Source organism: Candidatus Limnocylindrus sp., assembly GCF_040397215.1.
Taxonomy (GTDB): domain Bacteria; phylum Chloroflexota; class Limnocylindria; order Limnocylindrales; family Limnocylindraceae; genus Limnocylindrus.
Genome location: NZ_JBBAWK010000002.1, coordinates 40,746 through 60,731, shown reverse-complemented (window position 1 = coordinate 60,731; position 19,986 = coordinate 40,746). Strand labels below are relative to the sequence as shown.

Genomic DNA, 19,986 nt, shown 5'->3' with positions numbered 1-19,986 from the left:
CTACTCGAATTGTCCGATCACATCCACGAGCAGGTCCGCAAAACGAGCAGAGTCAACCCCTATGGCTACGTCGACTGAGGCGGCGCGTCCACGATCACGTAGCCGATCGGGGAACCAATCCACCACTGTCCTGCCGCGCTGAAGGTCAGCGAGTTCGATGTCAACGGCGGCGTGCACTACGGCAACGAGTTCAGGGTCTACCAGGTGCGCCACTGCAACCGCGTCGTGGATTGCGCAGTAATCCCATCCATAACGCTCTTGATAAAACACCTCAAAGAAGCCAAGCAGATCAGAGAAGACGCGCCCGGCCCGGTTTCCAGTCGCCTCAAGGCGCGCCCGCTCGGCGGCCCCCATCTTGGCAAGATGGGTGGCATCAAGACCGACCATGGTGATCGGGATCCCGCTTGCGAATACGACAGCGGCAGCATCTGGATCGACGTAGACGTTGAACTCTGCCGCGCTCGTAACGTTCCCTTCGCCGATCGCCCCACCCATCCACGAGATATGCGCAATCTTTGATACCAGCTCATGGTGCGCCTGGATGAACAGGGCAACATTCGTAAGCGGCCCGAGCGGCGCTAAGACAACTGGATCTGGTGCAGCAGCAAGGAGCGTTGCAATCAGATCGACTGCGCCAGCCTCGTGCAAGCGGCCTGCGGGTTCTGGAAGGTCTGCCCCCTCAAGGCCCGACTCCCCGTGAACATATGCCGCGGTGAAGAGCGGTCGCACAAGCGGCACGGCAGCACCGGCCGCAACAGGCATATCGTGGGCGCCCAACAACGCGAGTACCCGCCGGGTATTCAGGAAGGTGTTCGGCAGGGTTGAGTTCCCCGCAACTACCGTGACGCCAAGCAGATTCAGTTCAGGTCGAGCAATGGCGATCGCGATGGCCATGGCATCATCGTGCCCGGGGTCGCAATCAATGATGAGAGGAAGCGGCTTTGCACGAGTACCGAGTGGCGCGCGACGTGGCGAGTCGGGATACGGCGTGGAGAGTGGCATCGGATTCGGCGTTAGTGGGCTCACGCTCGGACTATACAACTTGGGTGGTGGGCGATACTGGACTCGAACCAGTGACCTCACGGATGTGAACCGTGCGCTCTAACCAACTGAGCTAATCGCCCTCGGGCGCAGATTCTACTAGGTTCGCTCCTACAGGTTCGAGACGATCACGTCGCGGAGTAGGTTCAGCACGATCATGGTGGCGAGTGGCGACCAGTCCACGCCACCGAATGTCGGCAGGATGCGTCGGGCTGGGGCGAGAATTGGCTCACTCATGTCATAGAGGATGCGCGAGAGTCGACCGTTGGCTGCCGGGTCAAACCACGAGATCAGCACGCGTCCTAAGATCACCCACCAAAGGGTCTGGAAGACCAGGTCAACGGCGGTGATCAACGAAAACGGCATGCTTATAGCCTACCCGCGCGGGCCAAAGAGCGCGCTCCCCACCCGCACCTCGGTAGAACCCTCACTGATCGCCACCTCGAAATCGCCGCTCATCCCAGCGGAACGCAGCGGCCCAAGGGCAAGGCCGAGGGCCTGCGCGTTGGCGTCGACTTCTGCTGCGAGTGTTCGGAATTGGGCGAAGGTTGGGCGAGCCGCCTCCCCGCCCGCAGTGAACCTCCCCACCGTGAAGAGCCCGGCCAAGCGGATCGGGGCGCCTTTGACGGTTGCGGCGATGGCGGGAAGTGCCGCTCGCAGGCCCTCGGGGGTGAAACCAGATTTGGCCGGATCCTCGTCCACATTCACTTGGAGCGCGATCTCGATCGTCTTGGCTCGCTCGGTGGCGAGTGCGGCGATGCGCTCCAAAAGGTCAACGCTCCCCACGGTGGCGATGCGGTCCGCAGCCTCCATCGCGCGTCGTGCCTTGTTTGACTGCAGCGGGCCGATCAGCACCCAAATGAGATTCGCAGTGGGTCGCAGAGCCGCAACGGCGGCGCGCTTCGCTTCAAGCTCTTGCACGCGATTCTCACCGAAGAGGGTGCATCCAGCGTCTACGACAACCGCGATCTGCTCAGCGGCAACACCCTTCGTGACCACCATGAGTTCGGCAGGACCGGCGACGAGCACGCGCGCCAATAGCTCGCGATAGCGGGTGGTGAGGTCGGCGCCGCTCAGCATCGCCTGGGGTTACCCCCAGCAACTAGGAGTTGCGGTTGCGCGAACGCAGGAAGGCCGGGATTTCAAGATCGCTTAAGTCGACCTCTTCTGGCTGCGGAGCGACTGGCAGAGGTGCCTGGTCGGCCTCGTCACGGCCAACTGGGGTCGCCTCAGGTGTGGGGGTGTACGTGAGGCTCCCTGTCGGAGCCTCCTGCACGGCGACGCCGTCGTCACGCAGGCTCCAGGCGCCACTATCGGTCGCTCGGTATGGGGCGCGCGGGCTGGAGGTCGAACTCTGTCGATCCGCTGAGAATCCTGTTGCGATCACGGTGATCTGAATCTCATCGCCGAGCGACTCGTCGAGCGAAGTACCGAAGATGATGTTCGCCTCGTCGTCTGCGCGCGCGGTGATGTGGTTGATCGCCTCGTTGACTTCGTGGAGTGTGACGGTGGCCGAAGCGGCAACGTTGATCAGCACGCCCGTAGCGCCCTGAATGTCGACCTCGAGGAGTGGTGATGCAATGGCGATCTCGGCTGCAGAGGTGGCTCGGTTCTCGCCGCTGGCACGACCGATACCCATGAGTGCGGATCCAGCGTCGCGCATGATCGAGCGCACATCGGCGAAGTCGAGGTTGATGATTCCGGGCACCGTGATGACATCGCTGACGCCCTTGACCGCCTGGCGAAGCACATCGTCGGCAATGCGGAATGAATCTTCCATCGAGGTCTGGCGGCTCACGACACTCAGGAGTCGCTCGTTTGGAATGACGATGAGCGTGTCGACATGCTTGCGCAGCTCGTTGGCGGCCGCCTCAGCAACTGCGGCACGTCGCTTCCCCTCAAAGACGAACGGCTTGGTGACGATGCCGATCGTGAGGGCCCCCATCTCCTTGGCGATCTTCGCAACAACAGGGGCTGCACCCGAGCCGGTGCCACCGCCCATTCCGGCGGTCACAAAGACGAGATCAGAGCCCTCAAGGGCGGCGCGCAGGTTTTCAATGTCTTCTTGGGCGGCACGCTCGCCTACAGCAGAGTCGCCGCCGGCGCCGAGGCCACGAGAGATCCCATCACCAATACGGATGCGGGTTGGGGCGTGAGACTTCACCAACGCCTGGGCATCGGTGTTCACGGCGATGAATTCCACGCCAAGGAGCTCGGCGCGAATCATGCGGTTGACGGCGTTGGACCCTGCGCCGCCGACACCGACGACACGAATGAGCGCGAAATTCTCAGTTTGCGCTGCCATCGACTCCATGCCCTCCGGACCTGTTGCCTCGACTCTGCGCCGCCCGGGGCAAGCCCCGTTCAGACGACGCCCTCCCGCCGAACCCGCGAAGTGTAGCAGCGCCCCGCCCGCAATTCACGGCGGGTTGGGTTACCCCCGAATGCGACCAACTAGGTTGCGCGCCCCACCGAACAGGCGCCCTACGAATCCTGCTTCTGGCTCCTCGGCAATCCCCGCCTCATCCAGGCCGCGAGCGACCCACGAGAAGAGGCCGAGCACGGCTGCCTGGCCAGGCCCGCGAAACTCGTCGAGGATCCCCAGAATTGGACCAGTTGGCGATGCAACGCGAACGGGCGCGTTCAGGATCTCACGCCCAAGAGCCTCGACGCCTTGAAGCAGCGCCCCGCCGCCGGTCAAGACAACGCCTGCGCTGGTCACCTCTTGACCCGCCTTGGCGATCACGCCAGCGACCAGACCAAAGATCTCGCTCATGCGTGGCTCGATGATGTAGGCGAGCTCGAGTCGGCCAATGCGCCGACCGGCTGGCTCGTCGGGAACGTTGTATTGCTCCGCGTCACTGGCGGTGCGCGGGTCGCAGGTGCCATAGGTCATCTTCAGCTCTTCGGCGGCAAGGAGGCTCGTCTTGAGCCCAATCGCCACGTCACGAGTAATGAATGCGCCGCCGATTGGCAGGACCGCCGTATAGACCACAGCGTTCTGGTGGAAGATCGCGATATCGCAGGTCTCTGCGCCGATATCAACGAGGACTGTCCCCAGCTCGCGCTCCGTTTCGGTCAACGTCAGTTCGGCGGCTGCGAGTGAGGCGGGGACGTAGTCGTCAACGGCGATGCCGGCAGCCTGCACGCACTTCTCAAGATTCTGCACTGCGGTGCTGCCCGCGGTGATGAGGTGGGCACGTGCCTCAAGTCGGTAGGCGATCATGCCACGAGGCTGCTGGATCCCCTCTTGGCCATCCACGATGTACGACGAGGGAAGCACGTTGAGCAGCATGCGGGAGTTTGGCACCTCGATCGCACGGCAGACTTCAAGGACACGGTCGACATCGTCATCGCGAATCTCACGATCGGGGTTGGCGACAGCAACCTGGCCGCTCGTGTTCTGGCCGAGCACATGGGCACCAGAGATCGTAATGGTGGCGTGTTCAATGTGATATCCGGAGAGGCGCTCGGCGGCGTCAACAGCGGCGCGGATTGCGGCGCCCGTCTTTTCGATGTCGGTGACAACTCCCTTGCGCATCCCTTGGTTCGCGTAGGTCCCTTTACCAATGACGCTGATGGAGCCATTCTCGCCACCAATGTGCGCAATTGCGCACGAAACCTTCGAAGTGCCGATATCAATCGCGGCGATCGTTGTGTAGCGCTCTTCTGCCATTTAGTTGCCCCCTCCACACTGTGCGCTCATCTTGCTCATCATACCCCTGCTCACCCGAACGCCACGCCATATCTGCACCATCACGGGCTCACCGTGGGGGCTGCGGGGCTTGGCGATGGATCAGGGGGGGTCGAGCTGGGGCTAGTGCTAGGGCTGGGACTTGGACCCACGGATGGTGGCGGCGGTCGCACACCCTTCGCTGTGTAGGTACCAGCCTGGTCGTCGGCGAGGATCACCCAACCGATCCGCGTCTCCCGTCCGGCGAGCAGGCTGCGCAACAGTCGAACCTGGCCCGGGATCATGCTGGTTGGGCGAATGGTGGCGGAGTAGATGCCGAAGACTGCATGCCACTCAATTGATGGCCCGACGGCCTCCACCACGAAGCCGAAATCGCTGATGAGGCGGAGGGTCAGGGTGGTGGCACCAGTGCCAAGGTCCGCCGGCGTCAGGGAGGCGAGGCGCGTGGCCACATCGAGCTCAGTTGCCGTGAGTTGCCGAACCGTAAGGAGTGAGCTTTGCACGCGATCGTCGTAGAGAAGAGGGGCCGCCGCAAGTTCGGCTGCCGCCGTCGGCGCCAGATCGAGCGTGTCAATGCTCCCAAGGAGTTCGCCGCTATCGGTGACGGCGTAGGCCAGTTCGCCAATCTGCCAGCGCAGCAGGAGCGACTTCTCGCGCACTCGAATCTGAATCCCATCAGGAAGCCCAGCGCTGACCCGCACAGCAGCGACGAGCGGCAGCGCCGCCACCGCCTCCTCTGCGGCGCGGAGGTTCACGCCAAGGAGGCTGCTGCCGATCGGGATGTTTGCAGCCGCGATCACCGCCTCGGGATCAAGGAGCAGGGCGCCGACGACTGAGATGTGACCGACCGTCGTGAGGCTGGCGCGCGCAACCACCGGAGGTAGGAGGAACGCCGCCACCAAGAGTGCGCCGAGGGCAATCGGGCGCAGCCGAGCCGCTGCCCCTGGGGTGAGAATTGGACCTCGCCCCGACGTCGCGCCAGGCTCTTCGTTCGGGTGCCGATTCGCGGAGCCTCTGACTGGCGTCACGCCAGCGCGCCGACGGCTTCCGCCAAGCCCAGGGCGTAGGCCGGGCGGCGCCTCACCGGGAGCGAATGGTCGTGCGCCTGCACCGCGATGCTGCCCGCGATCCCCTGTCGATGATCTGCGATCGCTCATTGCGCGCTACGCGAGGCAGGACGCGCCGCCGCCGCAGCGACAAGCTCAACGCACAACTCCGTAAAGCTCGAGCCACCCGCCATTACTAGTGCGGGGAAGAGCGAGATCGGCGTGAAGCCAGGGAAGGTATTCACCTCTGAGAGGTACCAGTGGCCGGCGCGTTCGCCGCTCCGCGCCATCAAGAAGTCCATGCGTGCGAGGCCACGACTATGGGCGGCGGTGAAGAGCGCAACGGCGGCGGCGCGCATCTCATCTGCCAGAGCCGGTGGCAGGTCGCTTGACGTCGTGGTGCGCGAGACACCTGGCGCATACTTGGCGTCGTAATCGTAAAACTCACGGCCGGGGAACACCTCGCCAGGGCCGAATGCCTGCACCGATCCGTTCGTGCGCTCGAGAATAGCAATCTCTAGCTCGCGGGCACGCTCAAGGTACGGCTCGAGCATCGCGCGATCGCCAAAGCACAACGCCTCGTCAATCGCATCTGCCCAATCGGCTGACGTGGGCGCGATCTTCATGCCGATGGATGACCCGTGTGCGACAGGCTTACCGATCAGTGCCCCCGACGATGTGTGCTCTTCTGCAAATGCAGCGACGGTGCGGAGTACGCGCTCCCGTTCTGATGACCATTCGCGTTGGGCGATGACGAGCTCAGGGAGCGTCGCTACTCCGCCTTCGCGCGCGAGCGCCTTGAAGCGCGGCTTGTCCATGCCGAGGGCGGCGACTGCGGGGGTGTCACCGACATAGTTCAGCCCCGCCGCCGCAGCCGCTGCGGCGATCGTGCCATCTTCATCGCCCGGTCCATGCAGCGCAGGGACAACGATCGTTGATGGTGCCGATGCGGTAACGCTCTCAAGATACGTAGCGAGCGCCATTGGCTGTGTGCCACGGAGTGCTGGCGCGGTGAGATCCGTATATGCGCCACCAGAGAGTTCGCCGCGACGATGTCCCGCCGGGAGCGGGCGGAGCGAACCATCTTGTGCGATATGTGCCTGGGTGACTGTTAGGCCGGCATCGAGCAGCGCGGCGGCGATCGCGGTTCCAGAGATCGTGGAGATATCTGACTCCGCACTCCTCCCGCCGAAGAGCACAAGGACTGGTGGGAGCTCACTGTGGCTACTCATGCGGCGGATTCCCCGATGAAGGCGATCTCGGTGGCGAGGGTGATCCCGCACTGTGCATGAACCGTATCGCGGCAGGTGTCGTGCAGCGCGCGGATCTCGGCTGCGGTTGCTCCCCCGCGGTTGAGGATCCAGTTGGCGTGCATCTCGGAGATCTCTGCACCGCCAACTCGCACCCCCTTCATCCCCGCAGCCTCAATGAGTGCGCCTGCGCTCAGCTCGCCTGGGGGATTGCGGAAGACGCTGCCAGCGCTCGGGATGCCGAGCGGCTGATGCTCACGACGCCAGCGGCGGATCTCCTCGAGGTGCGACTTGATCAGCTCTGGCTCGCCTGGTGTCAGGGCGACCCTCGCCCCCAGGATCACTTCGCCGCTCCCCTCTGGACGCTTGAATCTCGACTCGCGGTAGCTGAACGCGGCGTCAGCGATAGAGATCTCCGCTTCAGAACCATCTGCGCGAAGGAGCGTGATGGAGGAGGTGATCGCGGCCATCTCGCCGCCGTGCGCACCTGCATTGGCCCAGATTGCACCGCCGATGTTCCCAGGGATGGCGAGGGCGAACTCAAGCCCGGTGAGCCCCGCCTCGGCGGCAATCGTCGACGCCTTCGCCATGGGGACCCCTGAATCGAAGGAGATCGTCCCCGCAGCCTGATCGACGTCGTACCCCGCGCTGCGATTGAGGGCAACGATGCCACGCATGCCAGCGTCCCCCACCACCACATTGCTCCCGCGCCCAAGGATGCGCAGTGGCCAGCCGCGTGACGCAGCGAGGCGAACCAGCCCGCGCAGGGCGAAGCGATCGCGAATGGTGACCATGAGGTCGGCGGGGCCACCGACACGCATCGTGGTGTGTTCGGCGAGTGGCTCGTTGCGCAGCACCTTCAAGCTGAGTCGACGCTCCAGCTCTCGGGCGGCAACCTCGGCATCGGCCCACGTCTGATGCGTGTGCACCTCGCTCATCCCCGACCGCCCAGCTGCAACAGTTTGTGTGCAATCACCGCTGCGGCGTCAGGGTGCGCCAGTGTTGTAGCGGCACGCGCCGCTGCAGCGCGCTGTGCTGGAGTCGCATAGTCGGCAACCGCCGCGAGGAGGCGTTCGGAGGTCAAATCCTCATCGTTGATGAGGGTTACAGCACCAGCCGCTGCGGCGGCCTCTGCATTCGCGCGTTGATGGCCGCCGGCAAATGGGTACGGAACGATGATGGCAGGGAGCCCAGTGGCGGCAGCCTCAGCAATGCTCGATGCACCGGCGCGTCCGAGCATCAAATCTGCGGAGACGAGTGCCGCCTCCATTTCTCCCCCGCCCAGGAATTCGACGGGCAGGTAGCGGCCACGAAGCTCCGCAGGGAGGCTCGCTCGCCGGCGCTCCGCATCGGGGAGGCCATCCATAACCACATGTAGGACGCTCCAGCCGGTGAGCAGCGTTGATAGCGCACCGTCGAGGGCCGTCTCAAAGCGACGAACGCGCTGCGAGCCGCCAAACACCAAGAGGAGTTGACCGCTCTCGGTAAGCCCGCGTGCGGTTCGGGCTATCGTGCGATCAATGGTTAATTCGCGCGTCGGCGTGCCGGTCACCGTTGTCTCACTGCCGTTCCATGGTGCGCGCTCCGCAGTTTTTCTCCAGGCAACGGCACGATGCGTGGCAAGCGGCGCTACGAGAGTGTTCGATCGGCCTGCCTGCACGTTCCCCTCCCAGAGGAGGCTCGGCGTGCGCGTGAGCCACGCGGCGATCAACGTAGGAATGGCGATGTAGCCGCCAGTCGAGAAGATCACGTCGGGTCGCACGCGACGGATCAGGCGAATCGCTTGTGGGATCGACCAGAGCAGCTTGGCGGCATCACGCGCGGTCGCAACCAGACCGGCGCCGCTTGGTCGCAGACTTGGGGCGGCCAAGAGCGTCAACGGGTATCCCGCCTCTGGAACAAGGCGCGACTCGACGCCACGTGCGCCGCCGAGCCAGCTGATCTCAGCGTCGGAGTGGAGCTGGCGAACCGTACGAGCTACGGCGAACGCGGGGAAGAGATGCCCCCCCGTTCCGCCACCCGCGATTAGCACGCGCATCACTACCTCCTGCTTGGCTTGGATCCATCGTCTCACGCGACACCGAGAGGAGCAGCCCAATTGCTGCCATCAGCACTATGAGTGAAGAGCCACCCTGGGAGACCAGCGGGAGCGGCACGCCGGTCACTGGGAGCAGGGCAAGCACTACCGCGATATTCACGAACGCCTGCCCAGAGATCCAGACCACGATGCCCGTTGCCAGCAGTGCGCCGTAGGTGTCGGGGGCGCGACGTGCCGTGCGCAGGCCGCGGAGGGCGATCGCCAAGAAGGCCGCGATCACTATGAGCATGCCGAGCAGGCCAGCCTCCTCGCCAATCACCGCAAAGATGTAGTCGTTCCAGGCATACGGAATATTGATCCCACCCAGCTGCTGAGAAGAGCCGAGCCCCGAGCCGAGTGGCCCGCCGACTGCCATCGCGATCAAGCCTTGCAGCGTCTGATAGGTGGTGCCGGTTGGATCAGAGAACGGGTCGCTGAACCCGCCGAGGCGGGCGGCCTGATATCCATTAGCGAACATCAGGGCGATGGCGAACGCTGCCGCCCCAACCCCCGGCACCAGCACCCAGCGCAGTGGGACGCCCCCGACAAAGAGCAGCGAGAACCCGACCAGGCCGAGAATCGACGCGGTGCCGAGATCTGGCTCGACAAGTACCAAGCCGACAGAGAGCGCGATCGCCAAGAGTGGCGAGAGCATCATCTCGAACTTCTTTCCGACCTCGTGACCTCGCCGAGCGAGAAAATCAGCCAGGAAGATGATCAGGGAGAACTTCGCCGCCTCAGCGACGTGGATGCTGATCGGTCCGACTGAAAGCGAGCGTCGAAGGCCAGCCTCGGTGGGAACTCCAGGGATCATCACAGCGATCAGGAGGACAATCGAGATGATCATGGCGAGTGGCGCGAATGAGCGCCAGCGACGGTAATCGGCAGCAGAGAAGAAATACATAAAGCAAAAGCCGATGATTGCGTAGACGAACTGCTTGCCACCCGCACCGTACGCATCGTCATTGGTGATCAGGCTATTCATCGCCGAGGCGGAGAAGACCATCAACACCCCAATCCCCACGAGGACCACTGCGGGGAAGAGGATCGCCATATCTTCGCCCGGACGTTCAATCCGTAGCGCGCTCGCGATGCGTTGGCGCGCAGAGCCGATTCGCTGTGGTGCCCCGCCGTTAGCCGGGCGAGCTCCAGGGGTGCACATTACGCCCGGCTGTCGCACGAGTCGGCTCATGGTGCGACCTCAACCTGCGCAAGGACCGCGGAGCGGAACGCCTCTCCACGTGCGCCGAAGGGGTTGTTATACATATCAAAGCTTGAACCGATCGGGCTCAGCAGCAGCGTTGCGCAAATCCCATCTGTGCTCGGGGTGCCGATCTCGTGCGCCAGGCCGGTTCCCACCTCTACCGCGCTCTCCACACTCGTCGCGCGCTCAATGCGCTGGAGGCCTGCACTGCGGAAGAGGGCCTCGAGCTCATCGGCAAGTTCACCCATCACCACGACGGCGGAGCAGCGTTCGGCAACAATCGGCGCCAGGTCAGTCAGGTCGAGCCCCTTGCTTCGCCCGCCAGCAATGAGGACCAGGGGCTTTGGGAACGATCGAACTGCAGCGGCAACCGCGTCTGGCTGCGTCGCCTGTGAATCGTTCACGTAGCGAATGCCGTTGACCACGGCAACCGTCTCGAGTCGGTGCGGAATGCCGGTAAACGATCCTACTGCGCTCCGGATTGCGTCTGGTGCCACCCCCGCAATGAGTGCCACGCTGACGGCGGCGAGCACATTGCTCACGCTATGTTCGCCGGGGAGTGCAATCTCGCCGACCGGCATGATGCGCCCACCAGGACCGGTCGCAGCAACGCCGCCACCAAATTGCGGGGCGCGCAGAACCCCAGCGGCAACGATCCAGCCACCAACAATCCCGACCCCGCCTGGGATTGGGCTGCTGAGGCGATACCCGACCATCTCAACGCGTCCGATTCCTCCATACGCGGCGACCACTGGGTCATCAAGGTTAACGACCATGACGCCGTCATCAGCGATGCGATCTGCGAGGAGTCGCTTGACACTGCGGTACGCACCAACGCTGCCATGCCGATCGAGGTGATCAACGGTCACGTTCGTGAACACACCAACATCAACAGCCGAGTGGAGCGATGGGAGCTGCAGCTCTGACAGCTCGATCACGACACGTGTATCCGCTGGGAGTGTTGCCGCGCGTCCGATCAGTGGCTTCCCGTTGTTTCCGCCGAGTTCTACCGGGTGTGAAGGGTCTCGCGCCAGAATCGTCGCGATCAGGTTGCTGGTGGTGCTCTTCCCCTTCGTCCCCGTCACGCCAACACGCCAACGGTTGCCCAAGAGGCGAAGTGCCCACTCCGGCTCACTGATCAGCACTGGACCACGAATGCCACTCTCTCCGACGAGCGGGATCGACCCAGCTGCAAAGGCGCGAAGGTCGCGCTCAATGGCGGGGTGCACCGTAGGGAATCCGAGCGTTACCGCGGGGCTATGCACAACGAGATCCGCCTCGGCGAGCAGCGGCGCCAGGTTCTCGGCATCGCCGAACGAGGTACGAATTGCGCTGCCAGCGAAAGCCTCGGCAGCGCCGACCACTCGTTCCATGGTGTCTGTGTCGTGGACCGTCACACTCGCACCCGCTCCAGCGGCAAATGCGGCAGCTGCTTGGCCAGTGCGCCCGCCGCCAAGGATCAGCACGTTTCGCTCGCGCAGGCTCCCCGCCGCAATGGCTGGCGCCTCAAGATCGTTCAGGGTGAGGCCGTCGCCACTCATCCTTGCGCTCGTGTAGCAAGGAAGGTGACAATGCCGAGGATGCCACCAATCGCACCGATGATCCAGAAGCGGAAGGTGATCTGCGTCTCCGCCCAGCCGAGCCGCTCGAAGTGGTGGTGGATCGGCGTGAACAAGAAGATGCGCTTGCCGGTGAGCTTGACGCTCGCCACCTGCAGGATGACTGAGCCGGTCTCAACCACAAAGATGATGCCGATGAGCGGCAGGAGCAGCACGTGGCCGGTCACCAGCCCTGTGACTGCGAGTGCGGCGCCGAATCCGAGTGCGCCAGCATCACCAATGATCACGCTCGCTGGATGCACATTGAACCAGAGGAAGCCAACCAGCGCGCCCGCGATCAGTGCGCAGACGATCGCAAGATTAACCTGTCCTGGAGCGTTGAGGAGCGCGATCACCATATAGCTGATCCATGCGAAGGTCATGGTTCCACCAGAAAGCCCGTCGAGGCCGTCGGTGAGGTTCACGCCGTTGCTTGTCGCGACGATGGCAACCACGGCGACGGCGATCCACAGGATTGGTGCGATCGGTACCTCGCCAACAAAGGGCACGACGAGTGACGAGAAGGCGAAGTGCTGCTGAAGATAGATGGCCGAGATGATTGCCACCCCAGTCTGCCAGAGTACCTTCTGTCGCGCTGAGATGCCATCGCCGGTGCGCGCATTCAGCCAATCATCAAACGCGCCCAGAAGGGTGACTCCAAGCAGTGCAAGAAGGACGGCGTAGGTAGAGGCGTCAACTACATCGAGGAGGAGCGCGAGCACGATTACAATTCCAGTGAGCAGGAGCCCACCCATCGTCGGTGTCCCCTCTTTGACGATGTGCCACTCAGGGCCAAACTCTCGTCGAACGCGTTTGCCAAACCCTGCGTACTTCAAGATGCGAAGGTAAGCCGGCATCAGCACGAAGACACAGGCGAATGCGAGCACGAGCGCCTGAACAATGGCAATCACTTCGCCTCCTCAATCCAGCGGGTGGCGAGCCCACCGATTAATCGCTCCAGCTCTACCGAGCGCGATGCCTTTACCAAGATAGTGTCGCCCGACGCCGCCATGTCGCCCAAGAGTCCAACGGCGGCGGTAATGCCAGCTTCGTCACTACTCAGGCGCATGATCTTCTCGATCGGCATACCGCCCGCCCGCGCCCCTTCGGCAATGCCATCAGCCTCGGCTCCAAACACGATCAACAGTTCAAGCCCGCTCGTTGCAGCGGCGTGTCCAACGGCGTTATGGGCGTCGCCAGAATATGCCCCGAGCTCCCCCATGGCACCCAGCGCCGCAAAGCGGTGTGGGCGGCAGGCTGCAAGCGTTGTCAGCGCCGCTGCCATGCTGGTGGGTGCAGCGTTGTACGCATCATCAATCACTCGAATGCCCGACATCATCCGTACCGTGGCGCGCCCAGATGGAAGCTGCACGGTGGCGAGACGGGCCGCAGCCTCACCTGGGGCGATCCCGCAGAGATCTGCAACGGCGATAGCGAGCGCCGCCGCTTTGGCGAAGTGAAGCCCAAAGAGCGGCAGATCAACGCGTACCGATTCAGTGCGGATCTGCAACGTGACAGCGGTGTGGCCCGACGCTTCATCGAGTACCGCATCAACGATACGAACATCGGCGGTCGCAGCGTGGCCGGCCGTAACGCTACGCGCCGATGTTCGCGTGGCGAGACGAGCGACACGGAGGTCGTCGGCGGCGAGTACAGCCCAGCCCTCAGGGGGGAGTGCCTCAACGAGCTCACCCTTGCCGCGCTCGATGGCATCAAGGTCCCCTGCCCGTTCGGCGTGCACGGCATCAATGGCGGTCACCACACCGATGCGGGGGCGCGCCAGGGTGCAGAGCGCCCGGATATCACCCTCGACGTACATCCCCATCTCGGCGACGTAACGCACAGTTCCGTCGGGGAGATTGAGCAGCGACATGGGCAGCCCGATCTCGTTGTTGGCGTTCCCTGGGGTGGCGGCGCAGCCGGCCGACTCACCCCCAAGGGCGGCGGCGATAAGCTGCTTTGTCGTGGTCTTCCCCACAGAGCCAGTCACTCCGATCACCTCGAGCGTGAAGCGGTTGCGCCACTCCGTTGCCGCACGGCTGAGGGCAACACGCCCCTCCTCGACACTGATCAGCGAAGCACCCGTCGCTCGTACCGCCAGCTCAACCTCGGCCAAAATCTGTCGACTTTCTGAAGTTGCCTCTCCCCCCTCAAGGACAATGGCTGTCGCGCCCGCGCGCAGCGCCTCACTTGCATGGTGGAGACCGTGCGTTCGTTCACCCGGGAGGGCGAGGAACAGTTGACCTGCAGTGGCAAGGCGCGAATCGACCGCGCAGCCGCGGATCGCCTGCGTGCCATCAGCGATCAGCGTGCCGCCCAGGATGCTGGCAAGTTCGTGGCCCGATGTGGCGAGGGGCCCGCTAACCGTTCGTGCTGCTGCTGAAAGACCCATCAGCCACGCCTCACGCTGCGGAAGGTTGGTAGATCCCCACCCACCGCCGGCATAACCGGAGCGGAGGGTTCCGGCGCGCCGGGGTGGGTGGGGGGAGTCAAGCCGCCAGCTGCAGCCGCAACGGCGGGGGGAATGTTGTACACGGAGATGAGGTCTTGCGCTACTCGGCGAAAGAGCTCAAAGGACTCGATGCGATTCACGATCGCACCTTGTCGCTGTGTGACCGGAGTTCCTCGGCGAATGGAGATTGCGATGACGTACTCCGGCGCAGTCTTGCCGACCCAACCAACGAAGGTGAAGTTGTAATGCTCAAAGTCCCACGCACCCTTACCACCGTCGGCGTCCTTCAGCCAGATCTGCGCGGTTCCAGTTTTCCCGCCGTGGGCGTACCCATCCATGCGGGTCAACTTGGCGTAGAAGGGCACGCTCTTCGTAACTTGGCTCGTCATGCGCACCATCTGCGCCGAAACATCAGGGGTGGTCGCCGTTCCGCGAACGGTGATTGGGATGGTGACACCGTCTACAGATTCCACGAGACGTGGGCGCACCAGCACACCGCCGTTCACGAGCGCCGAATAGGCAACAGCAAGCTGCATGAGCGTCGTTCCAACACCCTGTCCGAACGAGGCATTTGCGACATCAATCTCGCGCCATCGACGATCGGCTGGATCGTTCACCAAGCCCTGGCTCTCTCCCACAACGTCAATCCCGGTCTTGCCACCGAATCCAAACCGCAGCCACGTGCCGTAGAGACGCGCAGCAGCCTCACGTGCGTTGCTGCCGAGTGAGAGGCCAACCTTGCTAAAGATGATGTTGCGGCTCCAAGCGAGCGCCGCGGTGAGCGTCATGGAGCCTTTTGACTTGTGGTCAGAGTTACGCACCTTGGTCGCACCATTGTCGAGCGTGAGTAGCGCATCGTCTTGAATGGTGGTCGTCGGCGTATAAAGGCCTGACTCCAATGCAGCGACAGAGGTGATCGCCTTCATCACCGATCCAGGCTCATAGACACTAGTCGTTGCTGGATTAAGGAAGCGGCTTGGGTCGCGCGCGGCGGTCACGCCGAAGCTGTTGGCATCGTAGGAGGGCCATGAGGCTGAGGAGATGATCGCGCCTGTATACGGATTCATCACGATCGCGCTTACTGATTCGGCATCATCGGCGATCCCAGCCGTCGCAACCTCCTGCTCAACCAGGGTTTGCAACGTGGCGTCAATGCAGAGCTGCAGGTTTGATGGGGTTCGACCTGTGGTTACCTGCGTCGTTACTAGCTGACCATCGGTGCCGCGTACCGTTGTGCTGACGCTCGCTGCACCGGCGAGCTGCTCGTTGTAATACTCCTCAAGGCCGTACTGACCACTCCCATCTGAATTGACGAATCCGAGGATGTGGCTCGCAAGCGTCGTACCCACACCGCCGCCTGGCTGAGGATAGAGGCGAACCCGAACCTCTTCGAGGGTTACCCCGCGCACGCGATCCGCTGCGATCTCCCCTCGCACGATGTCCGTCTGAGCATCATCGAGCGCTGGGAGGAGCACGGCCCACTTACGACCAGACTCAAGCACGGCGCGCACCTTTGTGGCGTTCGACGGGCTCAAGGCGAGTGCCGTAGCCAGCGCGTCAGCGGTCGATGCCCGATCTGCCGCTGAGCGAGCCGCCCCTTGGGAGAGGATGCGGTGGCGCAGCACCGTTGTGGCCAGCACGACGGCACCGGTGCGGTCCGTGATGGTGCCCCGAATGGGCTCGTTTGTGACGGTGGTCCGCAACTGGGCGGCACCCGCATCAAGCAGTCGATCGCGAGCAACAACCTGCCAATAGCCGAGTCGTGCGACACAGACGGTAGCAATCAGAATAAGTACGAGCGTGACGAAATTGGCACGGAGGCGCGAGTCGGTTCGCACGGTCCGCGGATCGGGCGCCATCTAGCGGACCTCCACAACAAGTGGGTCCGCTAGTTGCACAACGCCGAGGCTGGTCACGCGTCGGCGTACCGCTGGCTCACGACCGAGTCGGCTCATATCTGTCTCGCCGACGCGAATCTCCTCCATGAGCCGCGTCTGCTCATCGATCAGGGTGGTCACCTTGGCGCTCGACGTCGCGATCTCGATTGATAGGATGGTCAAAAAAAAGAAGGCGCCAAAGAGGACGGCGGTCGGCATGAGCCACGAGCCGAGCTTGGCGCTGAGGCCACCGTGGCGTTCCACCGCGTTCCATGAAGAGACGCCGATGCGCCCACGCGGAGCGGCACCCGGGATCACCGCCGTACGCGCTACGGGCGTTCCTGGGGCGGGCCGCGTGCCGACGCGAATTGAGCCAGTTCCTACGGCGGCGCTCATCGGTCGGAAGGCGTTTTGAATTGCGATACGCTGTCGCACCGCAGCGGCGGCTCGGCTGTCGGAGATTCGTGGCTGATACGGTGGTGTCACTAACTGTGCGCCCCGGATTGAGCGGCCGATCGTGGTCATGCTGCACGCTCTAGTCGCTCTGCCGCTCGAAGCTTAGCGCTGCGACTTCGTGGGTTTGCAGCAATCTCCTCTTCACTTGCGGTGATGGGGTGCTTGTTAATGAGGCGCAGCGTTGCCTGGCTTGCGCAAGTGCAGACGGGAACACGCGGCGGGCAGATGCAGACGCGCGCCGCGGCAGCAAACGCCTGCTTCACAATGCGATCTTCAAGGGAGTGATACGTAAGGACAACAATACGCCCACCGACGCAAAGTGCGGCGATCGCTGCGGCAAGCGCCGTGCTGAGGGCGGTGAGTTCGTCGTTGACCGCAATGCGCAGCGCCTGAAAGACGCGCGTCGCTGGATGAATCCGTGATGGTGGGCCGTAGCGCTTTGGCACACTCTGCTCCACGAGTGCGGCGAGTCCCTCTGCGGTGGTGATCGGCGCACTCACACGCGTTGCAACGATGGCCCGCGAAATCTTCGCCGCGTGAGGCTCTTCACCATAGTCGCGGAAGATTTGCTCAAGCTCGGCCGCGCTCGCCTGTGCAACCAGCTCAGCCGCCGATTCACCGGTGCGTGTGTCGAAGCGCAGGTCAAGGAGGCCACCCGCGCGAATGCCGAATCCGCGTTCGCGGTCAACGAGCTGATCGGAGGAGAGCCCGAGATCGAAGTAGACGCCGTCAACCTCGCTGAAGCCGGCATCGGTAACGGCACGCGCGAGGTGTGTGCTGCTCCCGTGGAATGTGGAGAGGCGGTCGCCGAAGCGAGCGAGTCGCACCCGACTCATCGCGATCGCGCCACCATCCGCATCAATACCGAGAAGGAGTCCGCGTGGCCCGGAGGCTTCAAGCACCGCTTCGGCGTGTCCGCCACCACCGAGGTTGGCGTCGACATAGGTGCCGTTTGGGCGCACCGCCAGCGCGCCGCGCAGTTCAGTCAGTAAGACGGGGCGATGGAGGGTCGCACCCGTTGCCATTAGAAGCCGAGCTCCTCGAGTTGCGCGGCGAGAGCGTCAGAAGACTCCATGCCGCCGCGATACGAATCCCAGCGCTTCGGTGTCCAGATTTCGGCGTGATCGCGTGCGCCAACGACCATCGCTTCAGCGTCGAGCTGCCCCCAGGTTCGCAACGTTGCAGGCAGGAGGAGGCGGCCCTGCGCGTCGAGCTCTACTTCAAAGGCGCTGCCGAAGAGGAAGCGGGCGAATTCACGGGCGGTGGCGTTGCCGGTTGGCAGGGCGGCGACGCGAGCGGCGAGGTCATCCCACGCGGCGCGCGGGAAGATCGCGAGGCAGTTGTCGAGCCAACGGGAGACGAAGGCCCCCTCATCGAGCTGCGCTCGGAAGCGCGCGGGGACGGCAACGCGTCCCTTCCCATCGATGGCATGACGATATTCGCCGGTAAACACCAGTACACCCTCCGCCGCGGCCCAATGGGAGGTGTTACCCCACCTTCCCCCACTTAGAACCACTTGAGTACATCTTGCCCCCACCATTCGCCCCTGTCAAGGGGGCCCATGGGCAGGTCTGACGTGAGAGGGTTTGAGGGCGGCCAAGCACGAATCGAGCACGGGTAGGAGTCCGGCGAGATGGCCTGTAAGCCGGGTTCTGTCCCCCTTGCGGGGGGACGGCCATCCATCTCGACCCCCGATTGCTCGGGGGCTCTAGCGGTCAACCCGGAGGTCCCGGCGGTGCGCCGGTCCAGCCGCAAGCGACTGGAATGCCTCCCTATTCGACCTTGCTCCAGGCAGAGTTTGCCGCGTTTCACCCCACCGCTGAGCCGAAGCTCTGCGGTGGACTCGTCTCTGTGGCACTAGTCCGCGCCTTACGGCGGACGGGCGTTACCCGCTGCCTTTACACCTCGGAGCCCGGACTTTCCTCGACGCCCCCGAAGGGGCGACGCGGCCGTCCGGCCATCTCGCCGGATCGGCAGTCTAGCGCGCCGGAACCTCTACGACGAGCCCGTCAAAGGCGGGGGCAACCCCAGCAGGGAGGCGGGCCGCCAGATCCTCAAAGTCGAGGTCGTGATCAAGGTGGGTGAGGAGCGCCCGACGTGGGGCAACCGCTCGAATCAGCTCCAACGCCTCGTCCACGGTCTGGTGCGTTGGGTGCGGCAGATCGCGCAGCGCCGAAACGATCAGTAGGTCAAGGTCGCCCAGAAGGTCGCGCGATGCCGCCGGAACCGAGCTAACGTCGGTCAGATAGGCGAATCCCCCACTCCGCCAACCGTGAGCCGGGCGCTTCCCGTGAACGATGTGGATCGCCTGAAATGAGCGGCCCGCGATCGTTACCTCGCGATCCGACGCAACGAGTTGCAGCGCAGGGATTCCCGAGCCAGGTGCCGTTCGTCCATCAACCGCGTACTCCCAGCGCTTTCGCAGCTCATCCGCGGTCGCTTCGCCTGCGCCGATCGGCAGTACAACATCTTGCGCATCGGTATAGGCGCGCAACTCGTCAATCCCACCGCTGTGGTCAACATGAATGTGGGTGACCAGCGCACCATCAAGTCGAGTGACACCATGGCGCAGCGCCTGCAGGCGCAGGTCCATCCCGGGATCAATGATGACGCCGCGCTCAGTGACACCGTCGAGCCACTCCACGAGTACCGAGCTGCGCAGACGGCGGTTGCGCTGATCGCGTGAAAGACAGACCCCGCAGCGACAACCGACACGCGGCACGCCACGGCTCGCCCCTGAACCGAGCACGGTGATACGCGTCGCCGCAGTAGCAGAAGAATCGGAGCCAGGGATAGCAGTCGCCGTGGCGGGGACTAAGTCTTGCGGACGGCGAGCGACCCAGGCTGGCCCGCCGCGCAGCGCGCGATCAAGCGCCTCATTAGCGAGTGAATCGGCACGACCGTTCAGTGCGCGCGGCACATGGCGTGCACTCCAATGCGCAAAGCGCGTCAGCCCCCTTAGGGCCTCATCGCAGAGCGGGGCGAGCTTGGCGTCTCGCACACGCCAGCGACCCTGGAGCTGCTCAACCACGAGCTTGCTATCCAGGAGTAGATCAATTTCACGCGCGCCGAGCTCGGCAGCGAAGTCAATCGCAGCCACCACGGCACGCCACTCTGCGACGTTATTCGTAGTTGTGCCGATCGCTGCAGAGATCGAGGCGATGGGCATTGCGTCAGGATCATCGGACCCCGGTAGCGAAGCGTCATAGAGAGCCACACCGATAGATGCTGGCCCAGGGTTCCCCCGACACGCTCCATCGGTACGAATGATGTACGACCGAATCGACAACG

At 63.7% G+C, this 19,986-nt stretch carries 18 protein-coding genes, 1 tRNA gene and 1 other RNA gene; all 20 read right to left on the bottom strand.

Annotated features, from left to right (window positions below; translation table 11 throughout):
* Positions 1 to 1,026 (bottom strand): nucleoside hydrolase, encoded by a 1,026-nt coding sequence (locus AC3LCN_RS01065; protein ID WP_488648240.1) that lies wholly within the window; start codon positions 1,024 to 1,026, stop codon positions 1 to 3.
* Between the two features lie 21 nt (positions 1,027 to 1,047).
* Positions 1,048 to 1,124 (bottom strand) — tRNA-Val (locus AC3LCN_RS01060).
* A 28-nt stretch (positions 1,125 to 1,152) separates the two neighbouring features.
* Positions 1,153 to 1,407: a YggT family protein gene (locus AC3LCN_RS01055; RefSeq protein ID WP_488648239.1), complete on the bottom strand. Its 255-nt coding sequence runs from the start codon at positions 1,405 to 1,407 to the stop codon at positions 1,153 to 1,155.
* Between the two features lie 9 nt (positions 1,408 to 1,416).
* Positions 1,417 to 2,121 (bottom strand): YggS family pyridoxal phosphate-dependent enzyme, encoded by a 705-nt coding sequence (locus AC3LCN_RS01050; protein ID WP_488648238.1) that lies wholly within the window; start codon positions 2,119 to 2,121, stop codon positions 1,417 to 1,419.
* 22 nt (positions 2,122 to 2,143) lie between these two features.
* On the bottom strand, positions 2,144 to 3,346 hold the full coding sequence (ftsZ, locus tag AC3LCN_RS01045) for a cell division protein FtsZ (protein WP_488648237.1): 1,203 nt from the start codon (positions 3,344 to 3,346) through the stop codon (positions 2,144 to 2,146).
* Between the two features lie 129 nt (positions 3,347 to 3,475).
* A complete protein-coding gene (gene ftsA, locus AC3LCN_RS01040; RefSeq protein WP_488648236.1) occupies positions 3,476 to 4,717 on the bottom strand; it encodes a cell division protein FtsA in 1,242 nt (413 codons plus the stop codon).
* Positions 4,718 to 4,797: 80 nt separating this feature from the next.
* A complete protein-coding gene (locus tag AC3LCN_RS01035) occupies positions 4,798 to 5,892 on the bottom strand; it encodes a cell division protein FtsQ/DivIB (protein ID WP_488648235.1) in 1,095 nt (364 codons plus the stop codon).
* Positions 5,889 to 7,013 carry a D-alanine--D-alanine ligase family protein gene (locus AC3LCN_RS01030; protein ID WP_488648234.1) on the bottom strand — a complete coding sequence of 375 codons (1,125 nt, stop codon included), beginning with the start codon at positions 7,011 to 7,013 and terminating at the stop codon, positions 5,889 to 5,891. Before AC3LCN_RS01030 ends, AC3LCN_RS01035 begins: the two co-directional genes overlap by 4 nt.
* Positions 7,010 to 7,969, bottom strand: coding sequence for a UDP-N-acetylmuramate dehydrogenase (gene murB / locus AC3LCN_RS01025; RefSeq protein ID WP_488648233.1), 960 nt, complete (start codon positions 7,967 to 7,969; stop codon positions 7,010 to 7,012). The genes AC3LCN_RS01030 and murB overlap by 4 nt, the downstream gene beginning before the upstream one ends.
* The gene (locus tag AC3LCN_RS01020) at positions 7,966 to 9,069 is read right to left on the bottom strand and encodes a UDP-N-acetylglucosamine--N-acetylmuramyl-(pentapeptide) pyrophosphoryl-undecaprenol N-acetylglucosamine transferase (protein WP_488648232.1); all 1,104 of its coding nucleotides are present in this window, start codon (positions 9,067 to 9,069) and stop codon (positions 7,966 to 7,968) included. The genes murB and AC3LCN_RS01020 overlap by 4 nt, the downstream gene beginning before the upstream one ends.
* Entirely contained in the window at positions 8,975 to 10,300 is a 1,326-nt protein-coding gene (locus AC3LCN_RS01015) for an FtsW/RodA/SpoVE family cell cycle protein (protein ID WP_488648231.1), read from the bottom strand. The genes AC3LCN_RS01020 and AC3LCN_RS01015 overlap by 95 nt, the downstream gene beginning before the upstream one ends.
* Positions 10,297 to 11,853: a UDP-N-acetylmuramoyl-L-alanine--D-glutamate ligase gene (gene murD, locus AC3LCN_RS01010; RefSeq protein ID WP_488648230.1), complete on the bottom strand. Its 1,557-nt coding sequence runs from the start codon at positions 11,851 to 11,853 to the stop codon at positions 10,297 to 10,299. The genes AC3LCN_RS01015 and murD overlap by 4 nt, the downstream gene beginning before the upstream one ends.
* Positions 11,850 to 12,821 (bottom strand): phospho-N-acetylmuramoyl-pentapeptide-transferase, encoded by a 972-nt coding sequence (mraY, locus tag AC3LCN_RS01005; protein ID WP_488648229.1) that lies wholly within the window; start codon positions 12,819 to 12,821, stop codon positions 11,850 to 11,852. Before mraY ends, murD begins: the two co-directional genes overlap by 4 nt.
* Positions 12,818 to 14,302: a UDP-N-acetylmuramoyl-tripeptide--D-alanyl-D-alanine ligase gene (locus tag AC3LCN_RS01000; protein ID WP_488648228.1), complete on the bottom strand. Its 1,485-nt coding sequence runs from the start codon at positions 14,300 to 14,302 to the stop codon at positions 12,818 to 12,820. Before AC3LCN_RS01000 ends, mraY begins: the two co-directional genes overlap by 4 nt.
* Positions 14,302 to 16,221 carry a peptidoglycan D,D-transpeptidase FtsI family protein gene (locus AC3LCN_RS00995; protein ID WP_488648227.1) on the bottom strand — a complete coding sequence of 640 codons (1,920 nt, stop codon included), beginning with the start codon at positions 16,219 to 16,221 and terminating at the stop codon, positions 14,302 to 14,304. Before AC3LCN_RS00995 ends, AC3LCN_RS01000 begins: the two co-directional genes overlap by 1 nt.
* Complete coding sequence (locus tag AC3LCN_RS00990; RefSeq protein ID WP_488648226.1) at positions 16,222 to 16,725, bottom strand: hypothetical protein; 504 nt, start codon at positions 16,723 to 16,725, stop codon at positions 16,222 to 16,224.
* A 35-nt stretch (positions 16,726 to 16,760) separates the two neighbouring features.
* A complete protein-coding gene (rsmH, locus tag AC3LCN_RS00985) occupies positions 16,761 to 17,720 on the bottom strand; it encodes a 16S rRNA (cytosine(1402)-N(4))-methyltransferase RsmH (protein WP_488648225.1) in 960 nt (319 codons plus the stop codon).
* Complete coding sequence (gene mraZ / locus AC3LCN_RS00980) at positions 17,720 to 18,148, bottom strand: division/cell wall cluster transcriptional repressor MraZ (RefSeq protein ID WP_488648224.1); 429 nt, start codon at positions 18,146 to 18,148, stop codon at positions 17,720 to 17,722. The genes rsmH and mraZ overlap by 1 nt, the downstream gene beginning before the upstream one ends.
* Positions 18,149 to 18,320: 172 nt before the next feature.
* Positions 18,321 to 18,660: RNase P RNA component class A (gene rnpB, locus AC3LCN_RS00975), an RNA gene on the bottom strand.
* A 13-nt stretch (positions 18,661 to 18,673) separates the two neighbouring features.
* Entirely contained in the window at positions 18,674 to 19,984 is a 1,311-nt protein-coding gene (locus AC3LCN_RS00970; protein ID WP_488648223.1) for an MBL fold metallo-hydrolase, read from the bottom strand.
* Between the last annotated feature and the right edge of the window lie 2 nt (positions 19,985 to 19,986).